Genomic DNA, 22,429 nt, shown 5'->3' with positions numbered 1-22,429 from the left:
CTGTCAGCGGCGGGCGCGGAGGCGCCGTCGGACTTCTTCGGACCTGGGCGGGCAGCACCGTTGGACGCGGGGGCGTCGGCGGCGGGCTTGGCGTCAGGGAATGCCTGGCGCAGCTTCTTCGCCACCGGGGGTTCCACGGTGGAGGAGGGCGACTTCACAAATTCGCCCATGCCCTGCAGTTTCGCGAGGGCTTCTTTCGAGGTGATGCCGAGCTCTTTGGCGAGCTCGTGTACGCGGGCCTTGGCCACATTTCTCCTTAATCTGGCCCACGCTTCCCCGCTGGCACCAGCGGGGCTGATGTCAGCGGTTCATCGGCGAAGGCCGTTTGAACAGTTCTGAAACCGTGACGGAGTCGCTGTGATGGGTCATCGCTGCGAACTCATGCGTCAGTCTTCATCGGGGATCCATCTCTCTGAACCCGCTTTCTGGTCTCCCCCGCGCATCCGTCGCATTGCTGCGGCGGAGGCGGCGTCAGCCGTCGGTGCCAATAATGTCGTGCAGATCGAGCATCCTCGGGTCCACGGTCCGGCGGAAGGCCCGGTTGAAGGCCTTGCGCTTGAGCGCGGTCTCGAGGCACTCGCGCTGCCGGTGCAGCCAGGCGCCTCGTCCGGGTAGGGCCCGGTCGGTGTCCCACACCACCAGGGGCGGTGCGGGCTCGGCGTTCTGGGCTGCGGTGAGTGCGAGCCTTATTGCCTTGTCCTGAGCGACCTCACGGCGACAGCCGATACAGGTACGCACTGGAACCATGACAGTCTACCCCTTCTGACGGCGTCGAGCAGAAACGTGGAAGCCGGCGGCGGCTCAGGATGCGGCGAGGGTAGCGTCGGAGACGATGTCGATCCGCCAGCCGGTGAGCTTCGCGGCGAGCCGGGCGTTCTGGCCCTCTTTGCCGATGGCCAGTGAGAGCTGGTAGTCCGGCACGACCACGCGGGCGCTGCGGGTGGCCTCGTCCAGGATGGTCACCGACTTCACCTTCGAGGGTGAGAGCGCGTGGCCGATGAACTCTGCGGCGTCGTCGGAGTGATCGATGATGTCGATCTTCTCGTCGTTGAGCTCGTTCATGACCGCCCGGACGCGGGACCCCATGGAGCCGATGCAGGCACCCTTGGCGTTGATCCCGGACTGGTGGGCGCGCACCGCGATCTTGGTGCGGTGCCCGGCCTCGCGGGCGATGGCGGTGATCTCCACCGAGCCGTCGGCGATCTCGGGAACCTCGTGTTCGAAGAGCTTCTTCACCAGGCCCGGGTGGGAGCGCGAGAGCGTGATGGAGGGTCCGCGCATGCCGCGGTGGACGTCGACGACGAAGGCGCGGATCCGGTTGCCGTGGATGTATTCCTCGCCGGGGACGTGCTCCTGCGGGGGCAGCAGCGCCTCGACGCTGCCCAGGTCGACCTGGACCATGTTCGGGTTGCGGCCCTGCTGGATGGTGCCCGAGATCAGCTCGCCCTCGCGGCCCTTGAACTGGCCCAGGACCTGATCGTCCTCGGCGTCGCGGATCCGCTGCATGATCACCTGGCGCGCGGTGGAGGCGGCGACCCGGCCGAAGTCCCGGGGGGTGTCGTCGAACTCACCGATGAAGGTGCCGTCCTCGTCCTGCTCCTTGGCCCACACCGTGACATGACCGGTGGACTGATCGATCTCAGCCCGGGCGTGCTGCAGTGCGCCGGGCGATTTGTGGTAAGCCAGCACCAGCGCCTGTTCGATGGCGGGGATCAGCCGCTGCAACGGGATCTCGCGCTCTTTGACAAGCATGCGCAGTGCGCTCATATCGATATCCACTTGTGCCTCCGGTTAAGCCAGTATCTACTGCGTGTGGGAAAACTCTACCTGCACTCGTGCGTGGGTGATCGCCGCGAAAGCGATCTCCGCGGGATCACCGTACTTCACCGGCATCCCCTTCTTGGGGGCCGGCTTCTGCTCGACCACCGTGATCGCGTCGTCGCTGACTGACTGGAGCCGGGCCAGGATCGGGCTGTGGCCGGTCTGCGTGATCTCCAGCAGCCGGCCGATATTCCGCTCGAAATGCCGCGGCTCGGTGAGCGGGCGGGTCGCACCGGGGGTGGAGACCTCCAGGTCGTAGGTGTCGAGCTCGGGGAGGACGTCGTCCTCGTCGAAGCGGGCCGAGATGGCCTGGGAGAGCTCGGCGATGGTGTCCAGATCCACCTGCTCGGTGCCGCTGAGCAGGTCCACCGAGACCTTCAGCGTAGTGGTGGGCCCGTTGGCGGCGAGCTCGATCTCTTCGAGGTAGAGCCCCTGCGCGGTGATCGTCGGGGTGATCAGCTCCGCGATCTTCGCGGCGCGGGCGTCCTTGAAGCGCTGATCTCCGGTGGGGCGTGGGGCGGTGGCCATGACGGTCCTAACGGTGGTGGTCTTCGGTGCGTCTCCATTGTGCCTGAACCTCCCCTCCCATTTTACCGGGCCCTCCGTGTTCGACCGGCCCGACGGTTGTCCCGGTAGAACACGTCAGCGCCGGTAAAACGCCCCGTCAGCGGGACGTCTGCGGCGCTGAGCAGTCGTTGGAGGCGAATCGGGTCCGCCAGATCGGCCCAGGTGAAACGCACCACCTTGAGCCCGAGCGCGCGCAGTCCGTCTTCGCGATGCTTCTCCGCGACCACGACCTGTCCGGGGCTGGAGCCGGAGAGCATCGCCGACCCGAGGTACTTCTTCAGCCCGTCGAACTCGCCCACCACGCCTGGACCCTTCCAGTAGAAGTCAGTCCTGCAGGTGGAACCATCGGGGAGCAGGAATCTTCGCTGCAGCTCCGGCGCCGCGAACCCCAGTTCGGCCATACGCACCCGGGCCCAGGACTCCCCCGCAGACTCCGCGCCGGCGTCGGCGAACTCCCAGGCCGCCGCCCAGCGCGTTCGACCCCGCGCGGAGGTCACCAGCTGGAGCCAGGGTTCGACGGCGGGGAGCGTGCCGCCCGGCTCGGCCTCCGCGCCGAAGCGGCCGGCCCGGTAGGTATCGAGCACCGCGACCGCCTCAGCGAAGCTCATCCGCGGCACGGTATCGGCGAGCACGAGTCCCAGCGGCTCCAGCCAGGTCCACATCCCAGCAGTGATGGATGGATCGAAGCCTTCCGGGGCGGGGAACTGCTGGCGAATCAGGGCGGATTCGTAGTGCTGCACCCATGCCTGCCCAAGACCCTCGCGCAGCTCGTCCCGGAAGGCGCGCGGGTATTGGTGGTGGCGAGTGCCGATCGCGCTCAGCGCTGCGCGACGTCGCGGGCCGCCGTCCGCCTCGGAGTGCGCCCGGAGCAGCCGCTCCACTGCAGAGGCGGAGGCCCGGCCGGTCAGTGCTGGTGCCGAATGGAGACCGGTGGCGTCGTTGCGCGCCGTGCGCACTGTGACTGCGTCGGGAGGCCGCAGCAGATCGAACCCGTGCATGGCCAGCGCGGTGGTCCTGCAGAAATGGGTGTGCGGCGCTTGCAGGGTCACCGCGGCGGCGGCGATCAGATGGCGATCCCAGGGAGCGGTCTGCAGCCACGTGGAGGGATCGATATAGATGCCTCGGCGGAGGCGCAGCAGCGCTCCGGCGTCCACCATGGCACTGAGTCTGCGTCCGATGTCCTCGACCTCGAGCCACTGCCCCGCATCGAGGAGCGTGGGAGACCCGGAAGAGTCCCAGAGGTCCTTGGCGCGCAGGAGTTTCGCATCCGGCGGCCGGGGGTGGGAGAGCCCGGGGTCGGACTGCTGCGGCGCCTGCCGAGGAGTCATCTGCGTGGTCATGGCAGAAGCCTGCCCCGCTACGTCGGTGAGCAGGGCTGGACCTCCTCGTCTGTGGAGAACTCTCCCACCCGGCGTTTTACCGGGGCTTGCGTGAATTACCGCCAGGACCGTCACTCCGGTGATCCACGCAAGGGGAGGTAAAACGGCCAGGGGACGAGCGACCCTTAGACTTGGGCCGGTAGAAGATCCCTCACCGGAAACGAGTTCACCTGTGCCGCTCCGTATGTCTCATCTGTTCCTCCGCACGCTGCGCGACAACCCGGCCGACGCCGAGGTCGCCAGCCACCAGCTGCTGGTCCGCGCCGGCTACATCCGCCGCGCCGCCCCGGGCGTCTACACCTGGCTGCCGCTGGGCCTGAGCGTGCTGCGGAAGATCGAGACGATCGTCCGTGAGGAGATGGACCGGATCGGCGCCCAGGAGGTGCACTTCCCGGCGCTGCTGCCCAAGGAGCCCTACGAGGCGACCGGGCGATGGGACGACTACGGCGACGGGATCTTCAGGCTCAAGGACCGCAAGGACGCGGACTACCTGCTGGCCCCCACCCATGAGGAGGTCTTCACCCTGCTGGTGAAAGATCTCTACAGCTCCTATAAGGACCTGCCGCTCTCGATCTATCAGATCCAGAACAAGTACCGCGACGAAGCGCGCCCCCGGGCAGGACTGCTCCGCGGCCGCGAATTCATCATGAAGGATTCCTACTCCTTCGCGCTGACCGAGGAGGACCAGGCTGCGGCCTACGCCGCCCACCGCGAGGCCTATCTGCGCATCTTCGACCGCCTCGGCCTGCCCGTGGTCCCGGTCAACGCGCAGTCCGGCGCCATGGGCGGCTCGGCCTCCGAGGAGTTCCTCTTCCCTTGTGACATCGGCGAAGACACCTTCGTGGAGTCCGACGGCGGGTTCCGCGCCAACGTCGAGGCGGTGACCACGCCGGCTCCCGAGCCGCTGGACTTCTCCGAGCTTCCGGCAGCTGAAGTCCACCACACCCCCGGCACCGACACCATCGCCACCCTGGTCGACGCCGCGAACACCCACCAGCCCCGCGCAGACCGCGCATGGACCTCAGCCGACACGCTCAAGAACGTCGTCGTCGCGGCGGTGCTCCCGGACGGGACCCGTCGGATCGTGGTGCTCGGCGTGCCCGGTAACCGAGAGGTCGACCTCAAACGCGCCGAGGCCACCATCGGCAGCCTGATCGGTGTGGGCGGCGAGGTCGCCCTGGAGGCTGCGAACGAGGCGGACCTGAAGAAGAACCCCGGACTGGTGCGCGGCTACATCGGCCCCGGCATCTCCCTGGACGCTCCCGTGCTCGGCGACGCCGGCAGCACCGGCATCAGCTACCTGGTGGATCCCCGTGTGGTGTCCGGCACCAGCTGGATCACCGGCGCCAATGAGACCGACCAGCACGTGTTCGGCCTCGTCGCCGGGCGCGACTTCGGCTGGGACGGCGTCATCGAGTCCGTGGTCGTCGAAGCCGGCGACCCGGCCCCGGACGGCTCCGGACCGCTGCGCACCCGTCGCGGCATCGAGATGGGCCACATCTTCCACCTCGGCACCCGCTACGCCGAGGCACTGGGCCTGCAGGTCCTCGACGTCAACGGCAAGCTCGCCACCGTGACCATGGGCTCCTACGGCTTCGGCGTGACCCGCGCCCTGGCCGCCATCGCCGAGGCCACCCACGATGACAAGGGCCTGATCTGGCCGCGTGCCATCGCCCCGGCCGACGTGCACCTGGTCGCCACGGGCAAGGGGGAAGAGATCTACGCCGCGGCCGAGACGCTGATCGGTGAGCTCGAAGACGCTGGCCTGACGGCGATCTACGATGATCGTCCCAAGGTCTCCCCCGGTGTGAAGTTCGGCGACGCCGAGCTGCTCGGGGTCCCGATGCTGGTCACCGTGGGCCGCGGATTGAAGAACGGCACCATCGAGCTCAAGGATCGCCGCTCCGGTGAGTCCTCTGAGGTCCCTGTGGCCGAAGCCGCGGCGGCGGTGCTCGAACACGTCAAGGGCCTGCGCTGAACGAAGTCCTCGAGGCCGCAACCGATCTCTTGATCGGCGGCGGCCTCGAGATCACCTGGGTCACTCTGCTGCTGCTGATCGCGGCGGGCTTCGCAGCCGGGTGGGTGGACGCCGTCGTCGGCGGCGGCGGGCTGCTCCAGCTGCCGGCGCTGCTCATGGTCCCGGGCATCACTCCGGTCCAGGCGCTCGCCACCAACAAGCTCGGGTCGATCTTCGGGACCACGACGTCGGCGATCACCTATGCGCGACGGGTCAAGCCCTCGATGACCACGGCGCTGCCGATGGCCGCGGCGGCCCTGCTGGCCAGCTACGGCGGCGCGGTGGTCGCCGCCTCGCTCCCCGAGCGGATCATCCTGCCACTCATCCTGCTCGCGCTGATCGGCGTGGGCGTGTTCACCGCCGTGAAGCCCCAGGTGGGCCAGCTGGAGAAGCTGCGCTACGCGGGGATGGGGCACCTGGCCCGCGCGGTGACGATCGGACTGATCATCGGCTTCTACGACGGCGTGCTCGGCCCGGGCACCGGGACCTTCCTGGTCATCGCGCTGGTCACCGTGCTGGGCTACAACTTCTTGAACTCCTCGGCCCAGGCCAAGGTGGTCAACGTCGCGACCAACCTCGGCGCGCTGCTCTACTTCTTCCCCGCCGGGCACGTGTTCATCGGCCTCGGGCTGGTGCTCGGTGCGGCGAACATGGCCGGCGGCTATCTCGGTGCACGGATGGCGATCGCGAAGGGTTCGAAGTTCATCCGGGTGGTGTTCCTGGTGGTGGTCTTCGCCCTGGTCCTCAAGCTCGGCTACGACGTGGCGATGGACCTCTTCGGCTGATCTTCGGCTCTGAGGATCAGTCGAGGCTTTCGAGGAGTTCGGCGGCTTCGGCCTGGAGCTCTTCGGCGGCGACCTCGGCCTCCTGCTCGTCGAGGGCCTCGCTCAGCGGGGCTGTCACCGTGACGATGTGCGAACCGCTGCGCAGGGTGACGGCGAGGTTGTCTTCCCGGTCGCCGTCGGACGTGATTCGCGATGAGGCGCCGAGCGCGGCGTCGGCGGTGGAGGACACGTCGACGAGGTCCACCGAGGTGGAGGTCTCCTCCGAGTCCTCACCTCCGCGGCTCGCGGTGTAGGAGTCGCAGGACTCGACCCCGTCCTGCTCCGCCGCAAGGTGGGCATCGGCGGCGCGCCAGTCCCGGAAGGTGAGGATCAGCGCCTGGCGCTCCGACGGCAGCTCGACGGTGATAGGTTCCGGCTCAGGCTCGTCCTCGTCCTCAGAGTCGCTGCCCTCGGAATCGCCACCCTCAGAATCACTGTTCTCGGAGTCGCTGTTCTCAGAGCCGCTGTTCTCAGCGTTCCCGTCCTCCGCGTTCTCAGGATCCGGAGCATCGCCGTCGCCCTCTGAGCCAGCGTCGCCTTCACCCTCTGAGCCAGCGTCGCCTTCACCTTCGGAGTCCTCTTCCTCGGTGCTGACCAGCTGGACGCGAGCCTCGCCGTGGAAGGCGCCGGCTTCCGGAGCACCCTCTGTCGACTCGGCAACATCTTCCTCGTCTTCAGGACCGTCTTCAGTTCCGCCCTCAGCATCTTCGGATCCGCCCTCGGCGAGCCCGTCGGCGTAGGCGACCAGCGCTCCTGCGGGCACCGGCACGGCCGAGCGCACCACGAACTGTTTGCACTCCGGCGGGTCGACCACCAGTCGCTGCAGCTCGGTCTCGATGTCGCGCAGTCCGGCCCAATAGTCTGTGGTGTCGCTCAGCGCGGCGTCCGGATACCGGGCGGCGAGCTGCTCGCGCATCTCATCATGGGTGAGCTGGTTACCGGAGGGCTCCGGGACCTGCGGCGCGAGGCCCTCGTTGCTGGTGCTTGACTCGGCCGCCGGGGTCCCTTCCGGCTCTGCGGTGGAGGTCTCACAGCCGGTGAGCACCAGCACCCCGAGGAGCCCGGCCGCGGCCCCTGCGGTGGAGCGGCGGCGCAGCCGTGCAGCAAAGGTGGATGGGAAGGAAGTCATCTAGAACAGTATGGTCGCGAAGGTCCCCACCTGGGTGAATCCAACACGCTCGTAGGTTCGAATCGCCGCCGTGTTGTAGCTGTTCACGTACAGGCTCACCGTGGGCGCCAGCTTGAGTCCGTGCTCGACGACGGCGGCCATTCCCGGACCGGCGAGGCCGCGTCCGCGGTGGCTGGGCCGCACCCAGACGCCCTGGACCTGGACCACCTCGGGGCTGACCGCGCCGAAGTCCGCCTTGAAGACGATCTCGGAGGACCCCGGGTCCACCGCGATGATCGAGTGTCCGGAGTTGATGAGTCCGCGCACGCGCTCCCGGTACTGACTCGCGCCCTGGGCGTAGGGCGAGAATCCAAGCTCTTCGGTGAACATGGCCGCACTGGCCTTCTCCACCCGGGGGAAGTCCCCAGACTGAGAGAGTCGAGCCCCGGGCAGCGGCGCCACCGCTGAGGGTTCGGTGATCGACATCAGCGGCTGATCGGGCCGCACGTCGCGCGCACCGGTCCAGCCGGTGGCGTCGAAGAGCTTCAGCGACGCCTCGGCGGCGCCGTAGATCGAGGCCACCCGCCGGCGCATCGCACCGACCGCCACCCCGAAGAGCTCCCCCTGGCCCGCGGTGGCAGCCACGGGGATGATGTTGCTTCCCGTCCAACAGGCGGCCAGCAGGCCGTTCTCACCATCGATCCCGAGCACCACGGGGCCGTTGCGTCCCTTGCCGGGCCCGGCGGTCTGGCGGGCACGCACCGTGGCTGTGACCGAGACGTTGGCCACCGGGTCGGCGGCGAGCAGCTTCTCCAGCGCAGGGGTGTCCCCGTGCCCGAGCACACGGACCTCTCCGCGGGTGGCGCGGTGCACGCGGGCGGCTGCGGCGTCAGCTGACGGAGACCACAGGGGCACTCGCTGCCTGAGCATCTCCATCGGATTCGCGTTCCATTTCTTCGGCCAGCCGGTTGGCTTCTTCGATCAGGGTCTCGACGATCTGGTCCTCGGGCACGGTCTTGATGACCTCGCCCTTGACGAAGATCTGGCCCTTGCCGTTGCCGGAGGCCACGCCGAGGTCCGCGTCGCGGGCCTCGCCGGGTCCGTTGACCACGCAGCCCATGACGGCCACGCGCAGCGGCACGGTCATGCCTTCGAGTCCGGCGGTGACGTCGTCGGCGAGGGTGTAGACGTCGACCTGGGCGCGTCCACAGGAGGGGCAGGAGACGATCTCAAGCTTGCGCGGGCGCAGGTTCAGCGACTCCAGCAGCTGGTTGCCCACCTTGACCTCTTCGGCCGGCGGGGCGGAGAGCGAGACGCGGATGGTGTCGCCGATGCCCTGGGCGAGCAGCGCGCCGAAGGCCACGGAGGACTTGATGGTGCCCTGGAAGGCGGGCCCGGCCTCGGTGACGCCCAGGTGCAGGGGCCAGTCGCCGCGCTCGGCGAGCATCTGGTAGGCCTGGACCATGATCACCGGGTCGTTGTGCTTGACCGAGATCTTGAAGTCGTGGAAGCCGTGTTCCTCGAACAGCGAGGCCTCCCAGACGGCGGACTCGACCAGCGCCTCGGGCGTGGCCTTGCCGTATTTGTCCATGACCCGCTTGTCCAGGGATCCGGCGTTGACGCCGATGCGGATGGAGACGCCGGCGTCGCTGGCGGCCTTGGCGATCTCGCCGACCTTGTCGTCGAACTGACGGATGTTGCCGGGATTCACGCGCACAGCCCCGCAGCCGGCCTCGATGGCGGCGAACACGTACTTGGGCTGGAAATGGATGTCGGCGATCACCGGGATCTGCGACTTCATCGCGATGATCTTCAGCGCCTCGGCGTCCTTGTCCGTGGGGCAGGCCACGCGGACGATGTCACAGCCGGAGGCGGTCAGCTCGGCGATCTGCTGCAGGGTGCCGTTGATGTCGTGGGTCTTGGTGGTCGTCATCGACTGGACCGAGACCCGGTGATCACTGCCCACGCCAACCGATCCGACGTGGAAGTTGCGCGTCTTCCGGCGCGGCGCCAGCACTGGTGGCGGAGCGGAGGGCATTCCGAGGTTGATCGCGGGCACAGACTCTCCTGGTGGATCTTGGCGTTGACGTCGATCAGACGTCAGATTCTGGTACATCTTCTTCGGACATCGGCGGGGGTTCCCCGCCTCTCCCATGGTACCGCTCGGCGCGGACGCGGCTACTCGAAGAGACGGATGGGGTTCACGATGTCCGCATAGATCAACAACACGCCCATGACCAACAACATTCCGGCGACGACATAGGTCAGCGGCAGCAGCTTGGAGATGTCGAAGGGCCCCGGATCCGGACGCCCCATCAGCTTCGCGAGGCGGCGACGCAGACTCTCATACAGCGCGCCGGCGACGTGGCCGCCGTCCAGCGGCAGCAGCGGGATCAGGTTGAACACCATCAGCGCCACGTTGACCCCTGCGACCAGGGAGATCAGCGAGGCGAAGCGGGACTCCAGCGGGATCTGCTCCTGCGCGGAGAGCTCCCCGGCGATCCGGCCCACCCCGACCACCGAGAGCGGCCCGTCCGGGTCCCGCTCGGCGGAGGTGAAGGTGGACACGGCGACGTCGTAGAGGCGCACCGGCAGGTTCGCGACGACGGCGCCCACCGCCTTGGACTGCTCCCAGACCATCGGTCCGGCCTCCCAGAAGGGCTCCTGGACCATCTCCTGGTCGGCGCCCATCCCGATGAAGCCCACCGGTTCGGTGATCAGCGCGCCGTCGTCGTCTCGCTGGGCCCGGCCCAGCCCGTCGGAGATGGGACGCTCGGTGAGGATCGGAGTCAGCGTGGTGGTGGTCTCGTCGCCGGCGCGGAGGTAGGTGACCTCGCTGGACTCATCGGCGGATTCCCGGATCAGCGCGGTCAGCTCGTCCCAGGTGTCCACCGACTCTCCGTTGAAGGCGAGGATCTGATCCCCGGGGCGCAGGCCAGCCTCGTAGGCCGGGCCGGCGGGGTCGGCGTCGGTGCACTCGCTCTGTCCGGCGTCGGCCGCGTCCGGGGAGACCACGCATTCGAAGACCTCCGCGACGGTGGTGTTCGGCTGCGCTGTGCCGTGGAAGGAGATGATCCCGGCGGTCAGCGCCAGCGCGATCAGCCCGTTCATCGCGGGGCCGCCGAGCATGATGATGATGCGCTTCCACGTGGCCAGCCGGTAGAACATCCGCTCCTCGTCCCCGGGCCGCAGGTCCTCTGCCGCGACCTCGCGGGCCTCGGTGGAGAGCTGCTGGAAGATCCCGGTGGACTGCGAGCGCACGGTCTTGGTCGCCGTGCCCGCACCGCCGTTCACCGCCGCGCCGGTGCCCGCGGCGGTGGTGGAGGAACCGTCCGACGACGCGGTCGGTGCGCCGTACTGCGCACCGACCTCGCGCAGGTAGGGATCCTGACGCGAGACATCCGCGCGCACCGCATCCTCGGCCGGACCGGCCTCCCCTGCCGCGTGGTGCTCCCCCGCCGCGTGGTCTTCCTCAGACGGGTGATTCAAGGTCCCGGTCTCATCCGGGGGCGGGTACATCCCGATCATGGCGACATAGCCGCCCAGCGGGATCGCCTTGACCCCGTACTCGGTCTCGCCGCGGCGGCGCGACCACAGGGTGGGGCCGAAGCCGACCATGTACTGGGTGACGCGGACCTTGAAGAGCTTGGCGGGCAGCAGGTGGCCGACCTCGTGCAACGCGATGGAAAGCGCGATGCCCAGCGCGACGATGGCGACGCCCGCGATCATCAGCAGCGCGATCATGCGCGCACCTGGACCTTGGCCGTGGCGATCCGCTCATCGGCGGCGGCACGGGCCCAGCGTTCAGCGCCGAGCACCTCCTCCAACGAAGGGGCGGTGGGGCTGCTGGCGGGCTGGTAGCGCTCCAGCACGGCCTCGACCGTGGCCACGATGCCTGGGAAGCTGAGCCGCCCCTGGTGGAAGGCTTCGACGGCTTGTTCGTTGGCGGCGTTGTAGACCGCCATGTGTGTGGGCGAGGCGGCACAGGCCTGCTTGGCCAGGGCGACCGCAGGGAACGCGTGCTCGTCCAGGGGCTCGAAGTCCCACTTCATGGCCTGGCTCCAGTCGATGGGCGCGTCGATCTGTTCGAGGCGTTCGGGCCAGGAGAGTCCCAGGGCGATCGGGATCAGCATCCGCGGGTGACCGGCCTGCGCGATGGTGGAGCCGTCCTGGAACTGGACCATCGAATGGATCCACTGCTGCGGGTGCACCACGGTCTGGACGTCCTCCAGCTCGATGTCGAAGAGCAGATGCGCCTCGATCACCTCCAGCGCCTTGTTCACCATGGTGGCGGAGTTGGTGGTGACCACCCGGCCCATTGCGTAGTTCGGGTGCTTCAGGGCCTGGGCGGGAGTAACCTCGGCGAGCGCGGCGGCGTCCCAGCCGCGGAACGGTCCGCCCGAGGCGGTGACCACGAGGCTCGAGACCTCGGAGGCGCCGCTGAGCTGGGATCCCCCGTCCGCCGGCACGGAGCAGAGTCCGCGTTCATGCCGCCCGCCGCTCAGCGCCTGGGCCAGGGCGGAGTGCTCGGAGTCGACGGGCACGAGCTGTCCCGGGCGCTGCAGCGCCTCAGCGACGAGCGCGCCGCCGACCACCAGGGATTCCTTGTTCGCCAGCGCAAGGGTGGCGCCGGAGCGGAGCGCAGCGAGGGTCGGGCGCAGTCCGATGGACCCGGTCATCCCGTTGAGCACGACGTCCGCCCCGGACTCCGCGGCGATCTGCACGGCGGCCTCATCCCCGGTCAGAATCTCGGGGAGGCCGGTTGACCTGGTGGGCCCAGACGTGCTGTGAGCCTCGGAGGAGCCCGATCCCCCGGCAATCAGCGCGGCGTGGAGTTCGCTGGCCGCGGCGTCGTCGGCGATCCCCACCAGTCCCGCGCCGGTGGCGGTGGCCTGCTCAGCCAGCAGGGCCGCATTGGACCCGGCGGCCAGCGCGACGACCTCGAATCGGTCGGGGTGCGCGGCGATGACCTGCAGCGCCTGGGTTCCGATGGAACCGGTGGAACCGAGAATCGCCACGCGGCGCTTGGGGGATGCCATAGCCACCATTATGGCGCACCGAGGTCGCCCGTGATGGGCGTGCACAGTACGCTGGGTGCACAGCAGTTGCAGACCCATGCGGCCACAAGCCGATGAAGGAGCCTCACCGATGATCACACTGCGCGCAGTGGAGACCGAGGACCTGGAGCAGTTCTTCGTGTTCCAGCAGGATGCCGACGCCGCCCATATGGCGGCATTCGCCTCGACCAACCCGAAAGACCGCAGCGTCTTCGACCATCACTGGGGCGAGCTGCTGAACTCCGATGACATCATCGTGCGCACCATCGAGAGCGACGGACAGGCTGTGGGGTCGATCGCGGCCTTTGAGGATGAGAAGAGCCGGGAGATCACCTTCTGGATCGAGAAGCGCTTCTGGGGCCAGGGCATCACCACCGAGGCCGTGCAGAAGTTCCTCACCGAGTTCCCAGAGCGTCCGGTCACCGCCCGCGTGGTCGTGGACAACCTCGGCACGCTCAAGATCCTGGAGTCTCTGGGCTTCACCGAGACCGGTGAAGAATCCAGCTTCTCCAACGTCCGCGCCAAGGTTGTGCAGGAGAAGATTCTGCAGCTGGGCTGAACAGCCCGGACGCCCCACGAGAAGGGGCCGCTTCGCAACAATCTCGCATATTGACACGCTGAACATCGTCAGGTCTCACATGGGCCTACTATATGTTCAACACCACTTATAGCGGTGTCCCGAACCCAAATGGGGGTCATGCGTGTGAAAGCCCGAGCTGCTGAAGTCGTGATCGGCCGCGATCCTGAACGCGCCAAAGTCCTGCGCGCGATCTACAGCACCCTCGCCGGCCGCAGCGCCGTGTGCCTGCTCGAAGGCACGATCGGTTCCGGGAAGTCGACCCTGGCGGCCGAGGCCCGAGCCCGTGCCGCCGCCGCTGGGCTGACCGTGGTCCAGGTCACCGCCCTCGCTCCGGATGAGCTCGTCGGCGACGCCCTGCGGCACCACGGACCGGGCCCCTACTGTGTGGTCGCCGACGATCTGCCCCATGCCGACGCCCAGACCCAGGACGCGCTGGAGCAGCTGAGCGACTACCGCTCACTCACGCCTGAGGCGGGCCCACCGGTCCTGATCTTGGCGACCACCTCCCCCTCCACCGATCCGCTCACCCGCCGGCTTGCCACGCGGGCCGCGCAGACCGGGACCCTGATCACCCTGCGCGGACTGCCCCCACACGAGCTCGCCAAGCTGCTGCGGATATACGGCCACACGCTCGATGAGGAGATGCTCACCGAGGTGCACTGGTACGCGGCGGGCAACCCCGGTATCGCGCTGCGCCTGGCCCAGGCCGGACTCGACACCTCCGCGATGCACCACAGTGAGATCCCGCTGGACTATCTGCGCGCGGAGCTCGAGCTGATGACGCCGTGCCTCCGGACCTTTCTGGAGGTCCTCGCTCTGGACGGCGGCGATTCTCGCGCGGACCAGGCCGCTGAGGTGGCGCTCCTGGCGCTCGCACAGGCGCCCACGGAACCACGGGACCCGATCGACGCGGCTGCGATGATCGACGCGCTCCGTCCGATGATCTCCGGCAACGGGCGCGAGATGCGCCTGACCGATGCGGCGTGGAGCCAGGCCGCCACGGCGCTGATCGACCCCGCGCGTCGATTGCGCCTCCACGAGCTTCTGGCCCAGCGCACCAGTGGCCTGCCGCGCGCCCGACACCTCAGCGCCGCCTGCCCCGATGGAAACCCTGGGCTGGGCGATGAGCTTGAGGCCGCGGGCATGGACGCGCTGGAGGCTGGCGAGTATCGGACCGCCGCGGAGTATCTGGCCCTGTCGGTGAAGGTCAGCCGTGGAGCGCAGCAGAGCCGCCGGATGGTCTCCGCCTGTCTCACGGTGGGGATCGCAGAGAGCCCGACCGGCATCGTCGAGCTCTTCGCGGATATCGATCTGCTCGAAGAACCGGCCCTGATGTTCTTCCTGCACGCCGGACTGGCCTTCTTCACCGGCCAGCTCTCAGAAGCACGTCGACTGCTGCTGGACCTGCTCCGCGTTCCTGAGTCGGAGCGGAGCTTCGACGACCTCACCCGCTGGAGGATGCTGATCCTGCTGTCCACCGTGGAGACCGCGGCCGCAGATGAGCAGGCTGCCCGGGCCGCCATCGCCGAGCTCCGATCCCTGAACATCGAACCGGAAACCGCTATCGACAGAGCGCTGAGCCGCGTGCTGAGCATGCACGAGGCCTACGCCCTGTGGAACTCCGGAGCGGTCGAAGCCTCCATCGATCACCTCGATGCCTTCCTGATCGACGCCGCCGGCACCGCTGAACACACCGACGCGCTCTACTTCCGCGGACGGGTCCACTACTACGCGGGACATGCGGCCTCCGCACTGGAGGATCTGGAACGCGCCGAGCAGGGGCGACATCACCGGGCGGTCCCGGCTGCGGCGCAGCGTGGGATGGCTGAACAGGCCATGATCGAATTCCAGCTGGGCCACTGGACGGACGCGATCCTGCACGCCGAACAGGTGATCGCGATGGCGCGCACCAGTCAGGACTGGCGCGGCCTGGCCAGCTCTCACGCGGTGCTGGCGATGGTCGCCGTCGCCCACGCCGATGAGACCGCAGCGGCCGAGCATACGGACTGGCTCAGTCATCACGTCACCACTTCGAGCGCCCTGCCGCTCTACAACGTGATGATCGCCCTGGCTTGGACGGCACGGATGTCCGGGGACCAGGAGCGCGCGCTGGATGTGATCGCCGACTTTCGGCGCGGCCGTCTGAGCACCTGGGCGGAGGCCGTGGGCCTCATCGGCTGGAGAGCCCTGGAGATCGAGGCGATCCTGGATCTGCCGAACCCTGGACGGGCCCGGCTGGCGGAAGCGGAACGGCTCTTGGAGACGTTCTCGCAGAAAGTGGCTCTGCGGCCCGCGCTGCCCCTTCCCTACGGACACCCGCAGGCGCTGCGAGCCAAGCTTGCCGCTCTGCGCGGAGACCTCACGAGCGCCGTGGCGGACTACCGGGCCGCGATCTGGCTCACTGCGGAGTACCCACACACCAAGGCTCGGCTCCACCACAGCCTCGGCGTGATCCAACGCGAGTGCGGCGAGCATCTCGACGCCGACGAACAGCTCGAGGCGGCGCGGGACATCTTTGCTCAGCTCGGCGCGTCCCCGGAGCTCACCGCGGTCCAGAGCAGACTGCTCTCGGTGGCCGGTCGCTACGCCTCACTGACACCACGCGAGCGCGACATCGCCCACCTGATCTCCCAGGGTCGGACCAACAGCGAGATCTCCGAGGGGCTCTTCGTCTCGAAGAAGACCGTGGAATACCACGTGTCCAACCTGCTCCCGAAGCTCGGGATGACCTCCCGACGTGAGCTCTGGACCGCCGCCGCAGTGGCCTCCCAGCGCATCAGCCCGCCGGAGCAGCCGCCGGGATCCACCCCCGGGCTCCGCAGCCACCCACCGCGCAGCCCCCAACCGCGCAGCCTTCAACCGCGCAGCCTCTAGACGTTCCCCGGCCGCGCGGCCCAAGGAGCTGCTCAGTCGTGCGTCTGAGCCTCCAGCCCCGTCCGCAGCGACCTCAGCCCGTAGTACATCCGGGTCCGCAGGGTCGCGACCGGAACCCCTGTCTGCTCCGCAAGCTCCTGGTACCCCATGCCCTCGAGCTGAACCGCAACGATGACCTCCCGGTGTTCGACGGAGAGGCCGGCCAGTGCCTCGTGGAGGACGACCCTCTCCACGATGAGCAGGTCCTCGGTCACCGCTTCGGTCGAGGATTCGACCTTCTGAGCGTCCGAGGGGACCGGACGCCGAGACCGGGCGCGCAGCGAATCGATGATGAGGTTCCGTTCGATGGCGAACAGCCAGGTCCGTACCGAGCCCCGCGAGCTGCTGTAGCTATCCCTGCTGCGCCAGGCCCGGATGAAGGCTTCCTGGACACAGTCCTGGGCCTCGGCACGGTCCCCCAGACCGTTGAGCGCAAAGGCGAAGAGGGCGGGCCCGTGCTCAGCGAAGGCCAAGTGAACGTCGAACGGCGTGTCGTCATCTGCCTGCATCGGGGTGGTGCCCTCTCGGAGTGGTGTCGACGCGGTGACACGCGCGTGTCGAGCGCGGGCCCCCGGGGGGACGGGGAAAGATGTGCAGGTGGAGGCGGCTGACAGGGTGAGAGAATCGACAGACACGGCATCCATCCGGGGCTCGGGCAGGTGGACCTGCAGGGGTCGGGTCCGCCGGTGAACGGCCCGGCGGACCCTGGTGCATGATAGAGACTAAAGTCGACACTACCGCGGACACCCTAGGGCCTGACCCTAGGCTCTGAACATTTCGTCGGAGCTGAGTCTCAGTCGAGATCATCTGCCACGTCCTCGGCCGCCAGGGGCACCCAGGGTGAGCTCTCCGGGGCACCCTGGGAGGCGTCCGGGCTGTCGCCCTCGGTCCACCACTTCGCCTCATAGGGAGTTCCCTCTGAGAGCACCCGGTCGCCCTTCTCGTAGGGGGTCGAGCCCTTCCACTGCGGGTAGGTTCCCTTCTCCACGGTGAAGACCGGCATCGGGGTCTCCCCGGGAAGAACCGGCCCGATCAGCTCCCACGGGGTGTCCCAGGCTTCGAGGACGGGATTGTCGGGGAGTTCACCGCGGGTCCACCACTTCGCTTCGTAGACATTGCGGTGCCAGACGATCTTGGTGCCCTCCAGGTAGGAGGCTTCTTCGTTCCAGATCGGATACGGGCTCGTCTCTGGATCGTCCTCCGCCGGGGCCGCGGCGGCCGGATCGGGCTCCGTGGTGGCAGACGCGGCCTGCGCGGCATGACCGGTGTATCCCTGACTGAGCACCTCGGAGAAGCGCGCATCGCCCTGGTCGATCCCGCTGCAGGCATCTGAGACCCGTGAAGTGTCCGGATAGTTCGACCCGCAGGTCGCGTCCCGGTTCAGCGACCACATCGACATCCGGCCGATCCCGTTCTCCCCGGCGAACTCGTTGAATCTCTGCGCGTCGTCGATCGTGAAGATCTCGTCGACGACGTCGTTCTGCCCGATCATCGGGGTGGCACCGAGCTTGCCCCACAGCACCTCGCTGCTCAGCGGGATGCCGGCCTGTTCGTACATGATCTCGAGCTGACGATGGGTCGCACGCATGGCATCCGCCGAGGCGTCGAACATCGAGCGCGAGTCGCGGGCCTCGCCGTAGTTCATCGTCATCAGATTGACTCCGGCCAGGTCGGTGCCGGACTCAAGCATGCCGATCACCACGTCACGCCCGTCGGCGGTGAGTCCGGTGGGGATCACCGGCAGCGTCAGCCACACCGCGAGCGGCTTGTCCTCAGCGCTGAGCTCCTGCTGGAGCAGCGCCACCGCCTCGGCACGCAGGGCGTTGCTCCTGGGGTCCTGAAGTGCAGGACCTTCGATGTCCAGGTCGATGGTGTCCAGGTCATAGCGATCGATCACCTGCCGGTAGGCCCGGGCGAGCTCCTCCGCCGACTCACAGACCGTCGCGAGCTCCTGGTTGATGGCTCCGCCGAAGGACACGACGACGCCGGCCCCCTGCTCGCGCAGCCGCTGGATGCGCCGGTCCAGGTCGAGTTCCGCGCCGGCTTCCTCGAGCCCGTAGTAGGTCCCCCAGCTGGGTGTGCAGCTGCCCTCCTCATCGGCCACGATGAAGGAGAGCACGACGTCGGGCACGTGCCCCTCGGCGTCGGCCGAGCCTTCCTCGAAGGCGTAGCTCGGGGTCGCGGTGACATCGACGTATCCGGCGAACCAGTGGGGCGTGGGTTCCTCTGCGGCGCGGGCCTGATACATGCGTGTTCCTAAGACTCCGGCCACGGCGGTGGCCAGCACGATGAGGACGGCGAGGGTGACTCGCAATCGGGACAGTCTTGCGGTGGTGCTCATGCCGCGGCCTCCTGGGCGTTGTGCGGTTCGGCCGATGGGGGCATCCTCAACGACAGAGGCTGATAGGTGAGCTTGTGACTGGTCAGCGGATGCAGCACTGCGGGTGACGCTGAGCCGTTGGGGCGACGCGGAGATGCTCCTGGGTCGGTCTGCAGGGCCCGCTGGGACGACCAGGTCCCGAGGGTGCCTTCGTCGAGGACGAGGCGCCAGTCCACCGGCTCGGTCAGCGGCGCTGCAGGGTCGGTCTTCCTGGAGCGGCGTCCGGGGCGCCGAGTGGACTTCGTCGGCTCCACGTAGAACCATCCGCGCACTGCCAGGGCCACGTCCACCAGCGCGTTCCAGGGGCCGATGTAGGCGATGAACGCCCAGGCGCCCCAGAAGGCGTTGAACGCTGCGAAGGCGGCGTTGCCCCAGTTCTGCTGCGCGAGGTCACGCCAGAGGGTCAGCAGCGAGAACGCGACGATCAGCACCGGCGCCAGCGCGTAGAGCCAGGGAGCGGCGGTGCGGTTCCTGACCTTCGGGGTCCGGGCGAAGGGGATCTTCTCGCCGGTCAGCGCCTGCTGCAGGGATTTGATCACGCCCGCCAGGTTGACCGGGAGCAGTATCAGGTTGAAGCCGTAGATCCGGAAGATGTCGGAGAACTTGTAGCCACATTCGCGCAGATCAGACCCCATGGTGAGGAAGTACGGGACCGCAGCAAGGAGGATCAGCGGGCTGAGCAGCCGGGAGTCGTAGGGGTAGGCGAGCAGAAAGATCAGCCCGAGCGAGGCCCAGGCGATCGAGGCCATGTAGTTCAGCCGCAGCAGCACCTCACCCAGCCGGATCTGCTCCCCGCGCCGCCGGCGGGCGCGCAGCTCACGCACCAGCTTGGGCAGGATCAGGAGTCCCCCGTTGGCCCAGCGGCGGCGCTGGACCACCAGGGAACCGAAGTCTGGCGGCGTAGCGCTGTAGGACAGCCGCTCCGGATAGTTCAGCAGGGTCCAGCCGTGGGCGCCCAGGTCGATGCTGGACTCGGTGTCCTCGATGACGGTGCGGTCCTGCACGAAACGCTTGACCAGCACACCGTTCTCCCAGCTGGTCTCCGCGATGTCCTGCAGCGCCGCGGTCCGGATGACGGCGTTGGCGCCGACCCAGAAGGTCGCACCGGCGTGGCTCATCCCCTGGTGCAGCAGGTGCTGGATGTCGGTGGTCGCCCCGGCGAGGCGCTCGATCCGAGTGCCGGCTCCGCGGAAGGAGGAATACGGCGTCTGGGTGACGGCGATCCTCTCGTTCCTCCGGCTGTTCCAGCAGGTGCACCAGACGCAGGCAGTACTCCGGCAGCAACAGCGAATCGGCGTCGAGGGTGAGCACGAACTCGGCGGCGGGCACACGGAGGTCCGGGGTCTCACCGGGGTGCACGGGACGCAGCGCAGTCCCCGCGAAGCTCAGCTCGGCCTTGTAGTCGCCGCCGAGGAGCCCGAGGTAGGCGTTGAGGTTCATCGCCTTGTTCGCCTCGTGGGAGAGGTTCGTATAGGTCTTGCGCTCGAAGCTGCTGAGCTTCGCGGTGAAGATCCAGGCCAGCCGACGATGCATCTGCAGCATGCGCTCAGCAGCAGGTAGCTCCTGAGCCTCGGCGGCCATCACCAGAGCACCTGCGGTGGCCTCGAGCTCGGCGGCGAGGCTGCCGAGCACCTGGGTGCAGAAGAAGTCGTCCACGTGATCGGACCGGGTCTCCCCCGCCGCCATCTGACGCAGCCAGTGTCCGCCCCAGGAGTAGTGCTCTGCCAGGGTCAGCACCTGCAGCGAGTTCACCGGGTGGCCCTGGGAGAGGCCCATCTCGTAGACCACCAGCGCATCCGACATCCTGGTGCCGGGACGCTGCAGGACGGCTTCGATCTCTGCAGCCAGGCCCCTGGTCTGCTCGAGCGCGGGGCTCTGCGACTCGGGGGCGTCGTCGATGAGCAGCACCACGTGGATCTCCGGATACTCCTGCAGGGCGGCTGACCAGAGGGTCTGGCGCACCACTCCCGGCTCCTCGGCATAGGAGGGCACCAGCACGACCATCGGGGAGTCCTCGTCGGAGCGCTGCGAGACCGTGCTCTGCCGGCTGAAGTGGGCGTCGAGCTCAACGCGGGAAGCCCGCCGGTGGGAGCGGAAGCGCAGCAGCGCCCCGTGTCGGGCCACCAGATACATCAGTGCGGAGAAGGTCAGCATGGTCACCACCAGCAGGTAGCCCACCGTCTCCATGGTGAAGCGGAAGTTCTGCGAGCCGTACTCCAGGAACTGCCAGAGCACGGTGCTCACCACGTAGCCGACCCAGGCCAGCACGGTGGCGAGGATCGCCAACCGGCTCAGCACGATCCGGCGCAGGCTGGGACGGGGGTGCACCATGGGCAGCGGCTCGGTGCGACGTTCGGCGCCGAGCTGACGTCGTCGTCGGGTGCTCGACGAGACGGCGGACCCGGAGGCAGGGGACGTGAGGGCAGCGGGCGGCGAAGAGATGGGGGGAACAGACATGGTGAGGCATCCCAGAGATCGGGCAGGGGGACCTGCAGGGGGAGTGAGGTCCGCCGGTGAACGGCCCGGCGAACCTCGGTGCATGATAGAGACTATGGTCTATACCCCCAGGGGAGCCCTGGGGTGCCACCCTAGGCTTTCTCCGCTGTTCGGACGGCCGTCCGAACAGGATGCCTGTTGAAAACTCCTCCTCGGTGTATTCTCGGGCCCATGACTGTGAGCCATGCAACACCTGCCTTCCCAGAAGACTCCCCCTCCGACTCCCCCCGCTCCGTGGAGACGCACCGCGAATCCACCGGCTCCCGCCCCTACGGGCTGCGCTGGGGCATCCTCGCCACCGGGTTCATCGCCGGCCAGTTCACCTCCGACGCGCTGATCGCCGGACTCGACGTGCGCGCCGTGGGCTCCCGCTCCGCGGAGTCCGCGCAGCGCTTCGCCGCAACCTACGGGATCCCGCGCGCGCACGACTCCTATGAGGCGCTCGTGGCGGACCCCGAGGTCGACATCGTCTACGTGGCCACCCCACATCCGATGCACCGCGAGACCGCAGGCATGGCCCTGAAGGCGGGCAAGCATGTGCTGGTGGAGAAGCCGTTCACACTCAACCGGGCCGAGGCCGTCGAGCTGCGCGACATCGCCGCCCGCCACGGCCTGCTGGTCATGGAGGCCATGTGGACGCGCTACCTGCCGCATATGCGCCGGATCCACGAGATTATCGCGGCAGGCGGCATCGGCGAGGTCCGCACCGTCTTCGCTGATCACACCCAGTCACTGCCCACCGATCCCGAGCACCGGATCAATTCGCTGAGCCTCGGCGGCGGCGCCCTGCTGGACCTCGGCATCTACCCGATCTCCTTCGCCTGGGACATCCTCGGTGAACCGATCAGCATCCAAGCCGCCGCGCACTTCGGCGCCACCGGGGCAGACACCGAAGTCGCCACCGTGATGACCCACCTCTCCGGCGCACTCTCGACGACGACGACCTCCTCGCGTGCCAAGGGTCCCAACACCGCCCATATCGTGGGCACCGAGGGGCGGATCGACATCGACGGGGTCTGGTACACCTCCGCGGACTTCACCCACCGCGCCGCGGACGGCACACTGCTGGAGCGCTACGAGTCACCCCGGGAGGGCGTGGGCATGCAGCATCAGGCGCTCGCGGCCGAGGACTATGTGACCCGCGGGGCGCTCACCGGTGAACGGCTGAGCGTGGACGACTCGGTGCGGATCATGGGCACCCTGGACGAGATCCGCGCCCAGATCGGGCTGCGATACCCGGGTGAGCCGCGACTGCGCTGAGGTCTGCTGCGCTGAGGTTCGCTGCTC

General features: G+C 68.2%; 19 protein-coding genes. 6 read left to right on the top strand and 13 right to left on the bottom strand.

The window, feature by feature from the left end:
• The 5 genes from ACHAA4_RS13475 to ACHAA4_RS13455 form a co-directional block, all read right to left on the bottom strand.
• A partial coding sequence (locus ACHAA4_RS13475; RefSeq protein WP_435774692.1) for a translation initiation factor IF-2 N-terminal domain-containing protein occupies positions 1 to 248 on the bottom strand: 248 nt, incomplete at its 3' end.
• A gap of 223 nt (positions 249 to 471) precedes the next feature.
• Positions 472 to 747 (bottom strand): YlxR family protein, encoded by a 276-nt coding sequence (locus ACHAA4_RS13470; RefSeq protein WP_435774691.1) that lies wholly within the window; start codon positions 745 to 747, stop codon positions 472 to 474.
• Positions 748 to 801: 54 nt separating this feature from the next.
• Entirely contained in the window at positions 802 to 1,779 is a 978-nt protein-coding gene (gene nusA / locus ACHAA4_RS13465; protein ID WP_435774690.1) for a transcription termination factor NusA, read from the bottom strand.
• 24 nt (positions 1,780 to 1,803) lie between these two features.
• Positions 1,804 to 2,349 carry a ribosome maturation factor RimP gene (gene rimP, locus ACHAA4_RS13460; protein WP_435774689.1) on the bottom strand — a complete coding sequence of 182 codons (546 nt, stop codon included), beginning with the start codon at positions 2,347 to 2,349 and terminating at the stop codon, positions 1,804 to 1,806.
• 62 nt (positions 2,350 to 2,411) lie between these two features.
• A complete protein-coding gene (locus ACHAA4_RS13455) occupies positions 2,412 to 3,728 on the bottom strand; it encodes a hypothetical protein (protein WP_435774688.1) in 1,317 nt (438 codons plus the stop codon).
• Between the two features lie 211 nt (positions 3,729 to 3,939).
• Here ACHAA4_RS13455 and ACHAA4_RS13450 point away from each other — a divergent pair, with 211 nt between their 5' ends.
• Both ACHAA4_RS13450 and ACHAA4_RS13445 read left to right on the top strand, forming a co-directional pair.
• The gene (locus tag ACHAA4_RS13450) at positions 3,940 to 5,745 is read left to right on the top strand and encodes a proline--tRNA ligase (protein WP_435774687.1); all 1,806 of its coding nucleotides are present in this window, start codon (positions 3,940 to 3,942) and stop codon (positions 5,743 to 5,745) included.
• Between the two features lie 29 nt (positions 5,746 to 5,774).
• Complete coding sequence (locus ACHAA4_RS13445) at positions 5,775 to 6,569, top strand: TSUP family transporter (protein ID WP_435774686.1); 795 nt, start codon at positions 5,775 to 5,777, stop codon at positions 6,567 to 6,569.
• Between the two features lie 16 nt (positions 6,570 to 6,585).
• Here the strand turns inward: ACHAA4_RS13445 and ACHAA4_RS13440 are convergent, their stop codons facing one another.
• The 5 genes from ACHAA4_RS13440 to dxr form a co-directional block, all read right to left on the bottom strand.
• The gene (locus ACHAA4_RS13440; RefSeq protein WP_435774685.1) at positions 6,586 to 7,737 is read right to left on the bottom strand and encodes a hypothetical protein; all 1,152 of its coding nucleotides are present in this window, start codon (positions 7,735 to 7,737) and stop codon (positions 6,586 to 6,588) included.
• Positions 7,738 to 8,646 carry a GNAT family N-acetyltransferase gene (locus ACHAA4_RS13435; RefSeq protein WP_435774684.1) on the bottom strand — a complete coding sequence of 303 codons (909 nt, stop codon included), beginning with the start codon at positions 8,644 to 8,646 and terminating at the stop codon, positions 7,738 to 7,740.
• Complete coding sequence (gene ispG / locus ACHAA4_RS13430; protein ID WP_369797177.1) at positions 8,606 to 9,754, bottom strand: flavodoxin-dependent (E)-4-hydroxy-3-methylbut-2-enyl-diphosphate synthase; 1,149 nt, start codon at positions 9,752 to 9,754, stop codon at positions 8,606 to 8,608. Before ispG ends, ACHAA4_RS13435 begins: the two co-directional genes overlap by 41 nt.
• A 140-nt stretch (positions 9,755 to 9,894) precedes the next feature.
• Positions 9,895 to 11,460, bottom strand: a complete 1,566-nt coding sequence (locus ACHAA4_RS13425; RefSeq protein ID WP_435774683.1) for a M50 family metallopeptidase — start codon at positions 11,458 to 11,460, stop codon at positions 9,895 to 9,897.
• Positions 11,457 to 12,764: a 1-deoxy-D-xylulose-5-phosphate reductoisomerase gene (dxr, locus tag ACHAA4_RS13420; protein ID WP_435774682.1), complete on the bottom strand. Its 1,308-nt coding sequence runs from the start codon at positions 12,762 to 12,764 to the stop codon at positions 11,457 to 11,459. The genes ACHAA4_RS13425 and dxr overlap by 4 nt, the downstream gene beginning before the upstream one ends.
• Positions 12,765 to 12,864: 100 nt before the next feature.
• Here dxr and ACHAA4_RS13415 point away from each other — a divergent pair, with 100 nt between their 5' ends.
• Positions 12,865 to 13,332 (top strand): GNAT family N-acetyltransferase, encoded by a 468-nt coding sequence (locus tag ACHAA4_RS13415; RefSeq protein WP_435774681.1) that lies wholly within the window; start codon positions 12,865 to 12,867, stop codon positions 13,330 to 13,332.
• 138 nt (positions 13,333 to 13,470) lie between these two features.
• Complete coding sequence (locus tag ACHAA4_RS13410) at positions 13,471 to 16,227, top strand: LuxR C-terminal-related transcriptional regulator (RefSeq protein WP_435774680.1); 2,757 nt, start codon at positions 13,471 to 13,473, stop codon at positions 16,225 to 16,227.
• Positions 16,228 to 16,259: 32 nt separating this feature from the next.
• Here the strand turns inward: ACHAA4_RS13410 and ACHAA4_RS13405 are convergent, their stop codons facing one another.
• The 3 genes from ACHAA4_RS13405 to ACHAA4_RS13395 all read right to left on the bottom strand — a co-directional run bounded on the left by ACHAA4_RS13405 (position 16,260) and on the right by ACHAA4_RS13395 (position 19,977).
• Positions 16,260 to 16,775, bottom strand: a complete 516-nt coding sequence (locus tag ACHAA4_RS13405) for a sigma-70 family RNA polymerase sigma factor (protein ID WP_435774679.1) — start codon at positions 16,773 to 16,775, stop codon at positions 16,260 to 16,262.
• A 284-nt stretch (positions 16,776 to 17,059) separates the two neighbouring features.
• Positions 17,060 to 18,607: a chitinase gene (locus tag ACHAA4_RS13400; protein ID WP_435774678.1), complete on the bottom strand. Its 1,548-nt coding sequence runs from the start codon at positions 18,605 to 18,607 to the stop codon at positions 17,060 to 17,062.
• The gene (locus ACHAA4_RS13395; protein ID WP_435774695.1) at positions 18,604 to 19,977 is read right to left on the bottom strand and encodes a glycosyltransferase family 2 protein; all 1,374 of its coding nucleotides are present in this window, start codon (positions 19,975 to 19,977) and stop codon (positions 18,604 to 18,606) included. The genes ACHAA4_RS13400 and ACHAA4_RS13395 overlap by 4 nt, the downstream gene beginning before the upstream one ends.
• Before the next feature lie 424 nt (positions 19,978 to 20,401).
• Here ACHAA4_RS13395 and ACHAA4_RS13390 point away from each other — a divergent pair, with 424 nt between their 5' ends.
• Complete coding sequence (locus ACHAA4_RS13390; RefSeq protein ID WP_435774677.1) at positions 20,402 to 20,590, top strand: hypothetical protein; 189 nt, start codon at positions 20,402 to 20,404, stop codon at positions 20,588 to 20,590.
• A 723-nt stretch (positions 20,591 to 21,313) separates the two neighbouring features.
• Positions 21,314 to 22,402, top strand: coding sequence for a Gfo/Idh/MocA family protein (locus ACHAA4_RS13385; protein WP_435774676.1), 1,089 nt, complete (start codon positions 21,314 to 21,316; stop codon positions 22,400 to 22,402).
• The last annotated feature ends 27 nt before the right edge of the window (positions 22,403 to 22,429 follow it).

Origin of the sequence: Nesterenkonia maliinae, from assembly GCF_051262655.1 — a bacterium.
Taxonomy (GTDB): Bacteria; Actinomycetota; Actinomycetes; order Actinomycetales; family Micrococcaceae; genus Nesterenkonia.
Note: the sequence above shows the minus strand (reverse complement) of the source record. Positions and strands in the feature narration are given on the sequence as shown.

What these genes read in the sequence shown, in the direction of transcription:
- rimP (WP_435774689.1), bottom strand. Translation starts at nt 2,349, where the DNA reads ATGGCCACCGCCCCACGCCCCACCGGAGATCAGCGCTTCAAGGACGCC.
- ACHAA4_RS13435 (WP_435774684.1), bottom strand. Translation starts at nt 8,646, where the DNA reads ATGCTCAGGCAGCGAGTGCCCCTGTGGTCTCCGTCAGCTGACGCCGCA.
- ACHAA4_RS13425 (WP_435774683.1), bottom strand. Translation starts at nt 11,460, where the DNA reads ATGATCGCGCTGCTGATGATCGCGGGCGTCGCCATCGTCGCGCTGGGC.
- ACHAA4_RS13470 (WP_435774691.1), bottom strand. Translation starts at nt 747, where the DNA reads ATGGTTCCAGTGCGTACCTGTATCGGCTGTCGCCGTGAGGTCGCTCAG.
- ACHAA4_RS13385 (WP_435774676.1), top strand. Translation starts at nt 21,314, where the DNA reads ATGACTGTGAGCCATGCAACACCTGCCTTCCCAGAAGACTCCCCCTCC.
- dxr (WP_435774682.1), bottom strand. Translation starts at nt 12,764, where the DNA reads ATGGTGGCTATGGCATCCCCCAAGCGCCGCGTGGCGATTCTCGGTTCC.
- ispG (WP_369797177.1), bottom strand. Translation starts at nt 9,754, where the DNA reads ATGCCCTCCGCTCCGCCACCAGTGCTGGCGCCGCGCCGGAAGACGCGC.
- ACHAA4_RS13415 (WP_435774681.1), top strand. Translation starts at nt 12,865, where the DNA reads ATGATCACACTGCGCGCAGTGGAGACCGAGGACCTGGAGCAGTTCTTC.
- ACHAA4_RS13405 (WP_435774679.1), bottom strand. Translation starts at nt 16,775, where the DNA reads ATGCAGGCAGATGACGACACGCCGTTCGACGTTCACTTGGCCTTCGCT.
- ACHAA4_RS13455 (WP_435774688.1), bottom strand. Translation starts at nt 3,728, where the DNA reads ATGACCACGCAGATGACTCCTCGGCAGGCGCCGCAGCAGTCCGACCCC.
- ACHAA4_RS13410 (WP_435774680.1), top strand. Translation starts at nt 13,471, where the DNA reads ATGCGTGTGAAAGCCCGAGCTGCTGAAGTCGTGATCGGCCGCGATCCT.
- ACHAA4_RS13400 (WP_435774678.1), bottom strand. Translation starts at nt 18,607, where the DNA reads ATGAGCACCACCGCAAGACTGTCCCGATTGCGAGTCACCCTCGCCGTC.
- ACHAA4_RS13440 (WP_435774685.1), bottom strand. Translation starts at nt 7,737, where the DNA reads ATGACTTCCTTCCCATCCACCTTTGCTGCACGGCTGCGCCGCCGCTCC.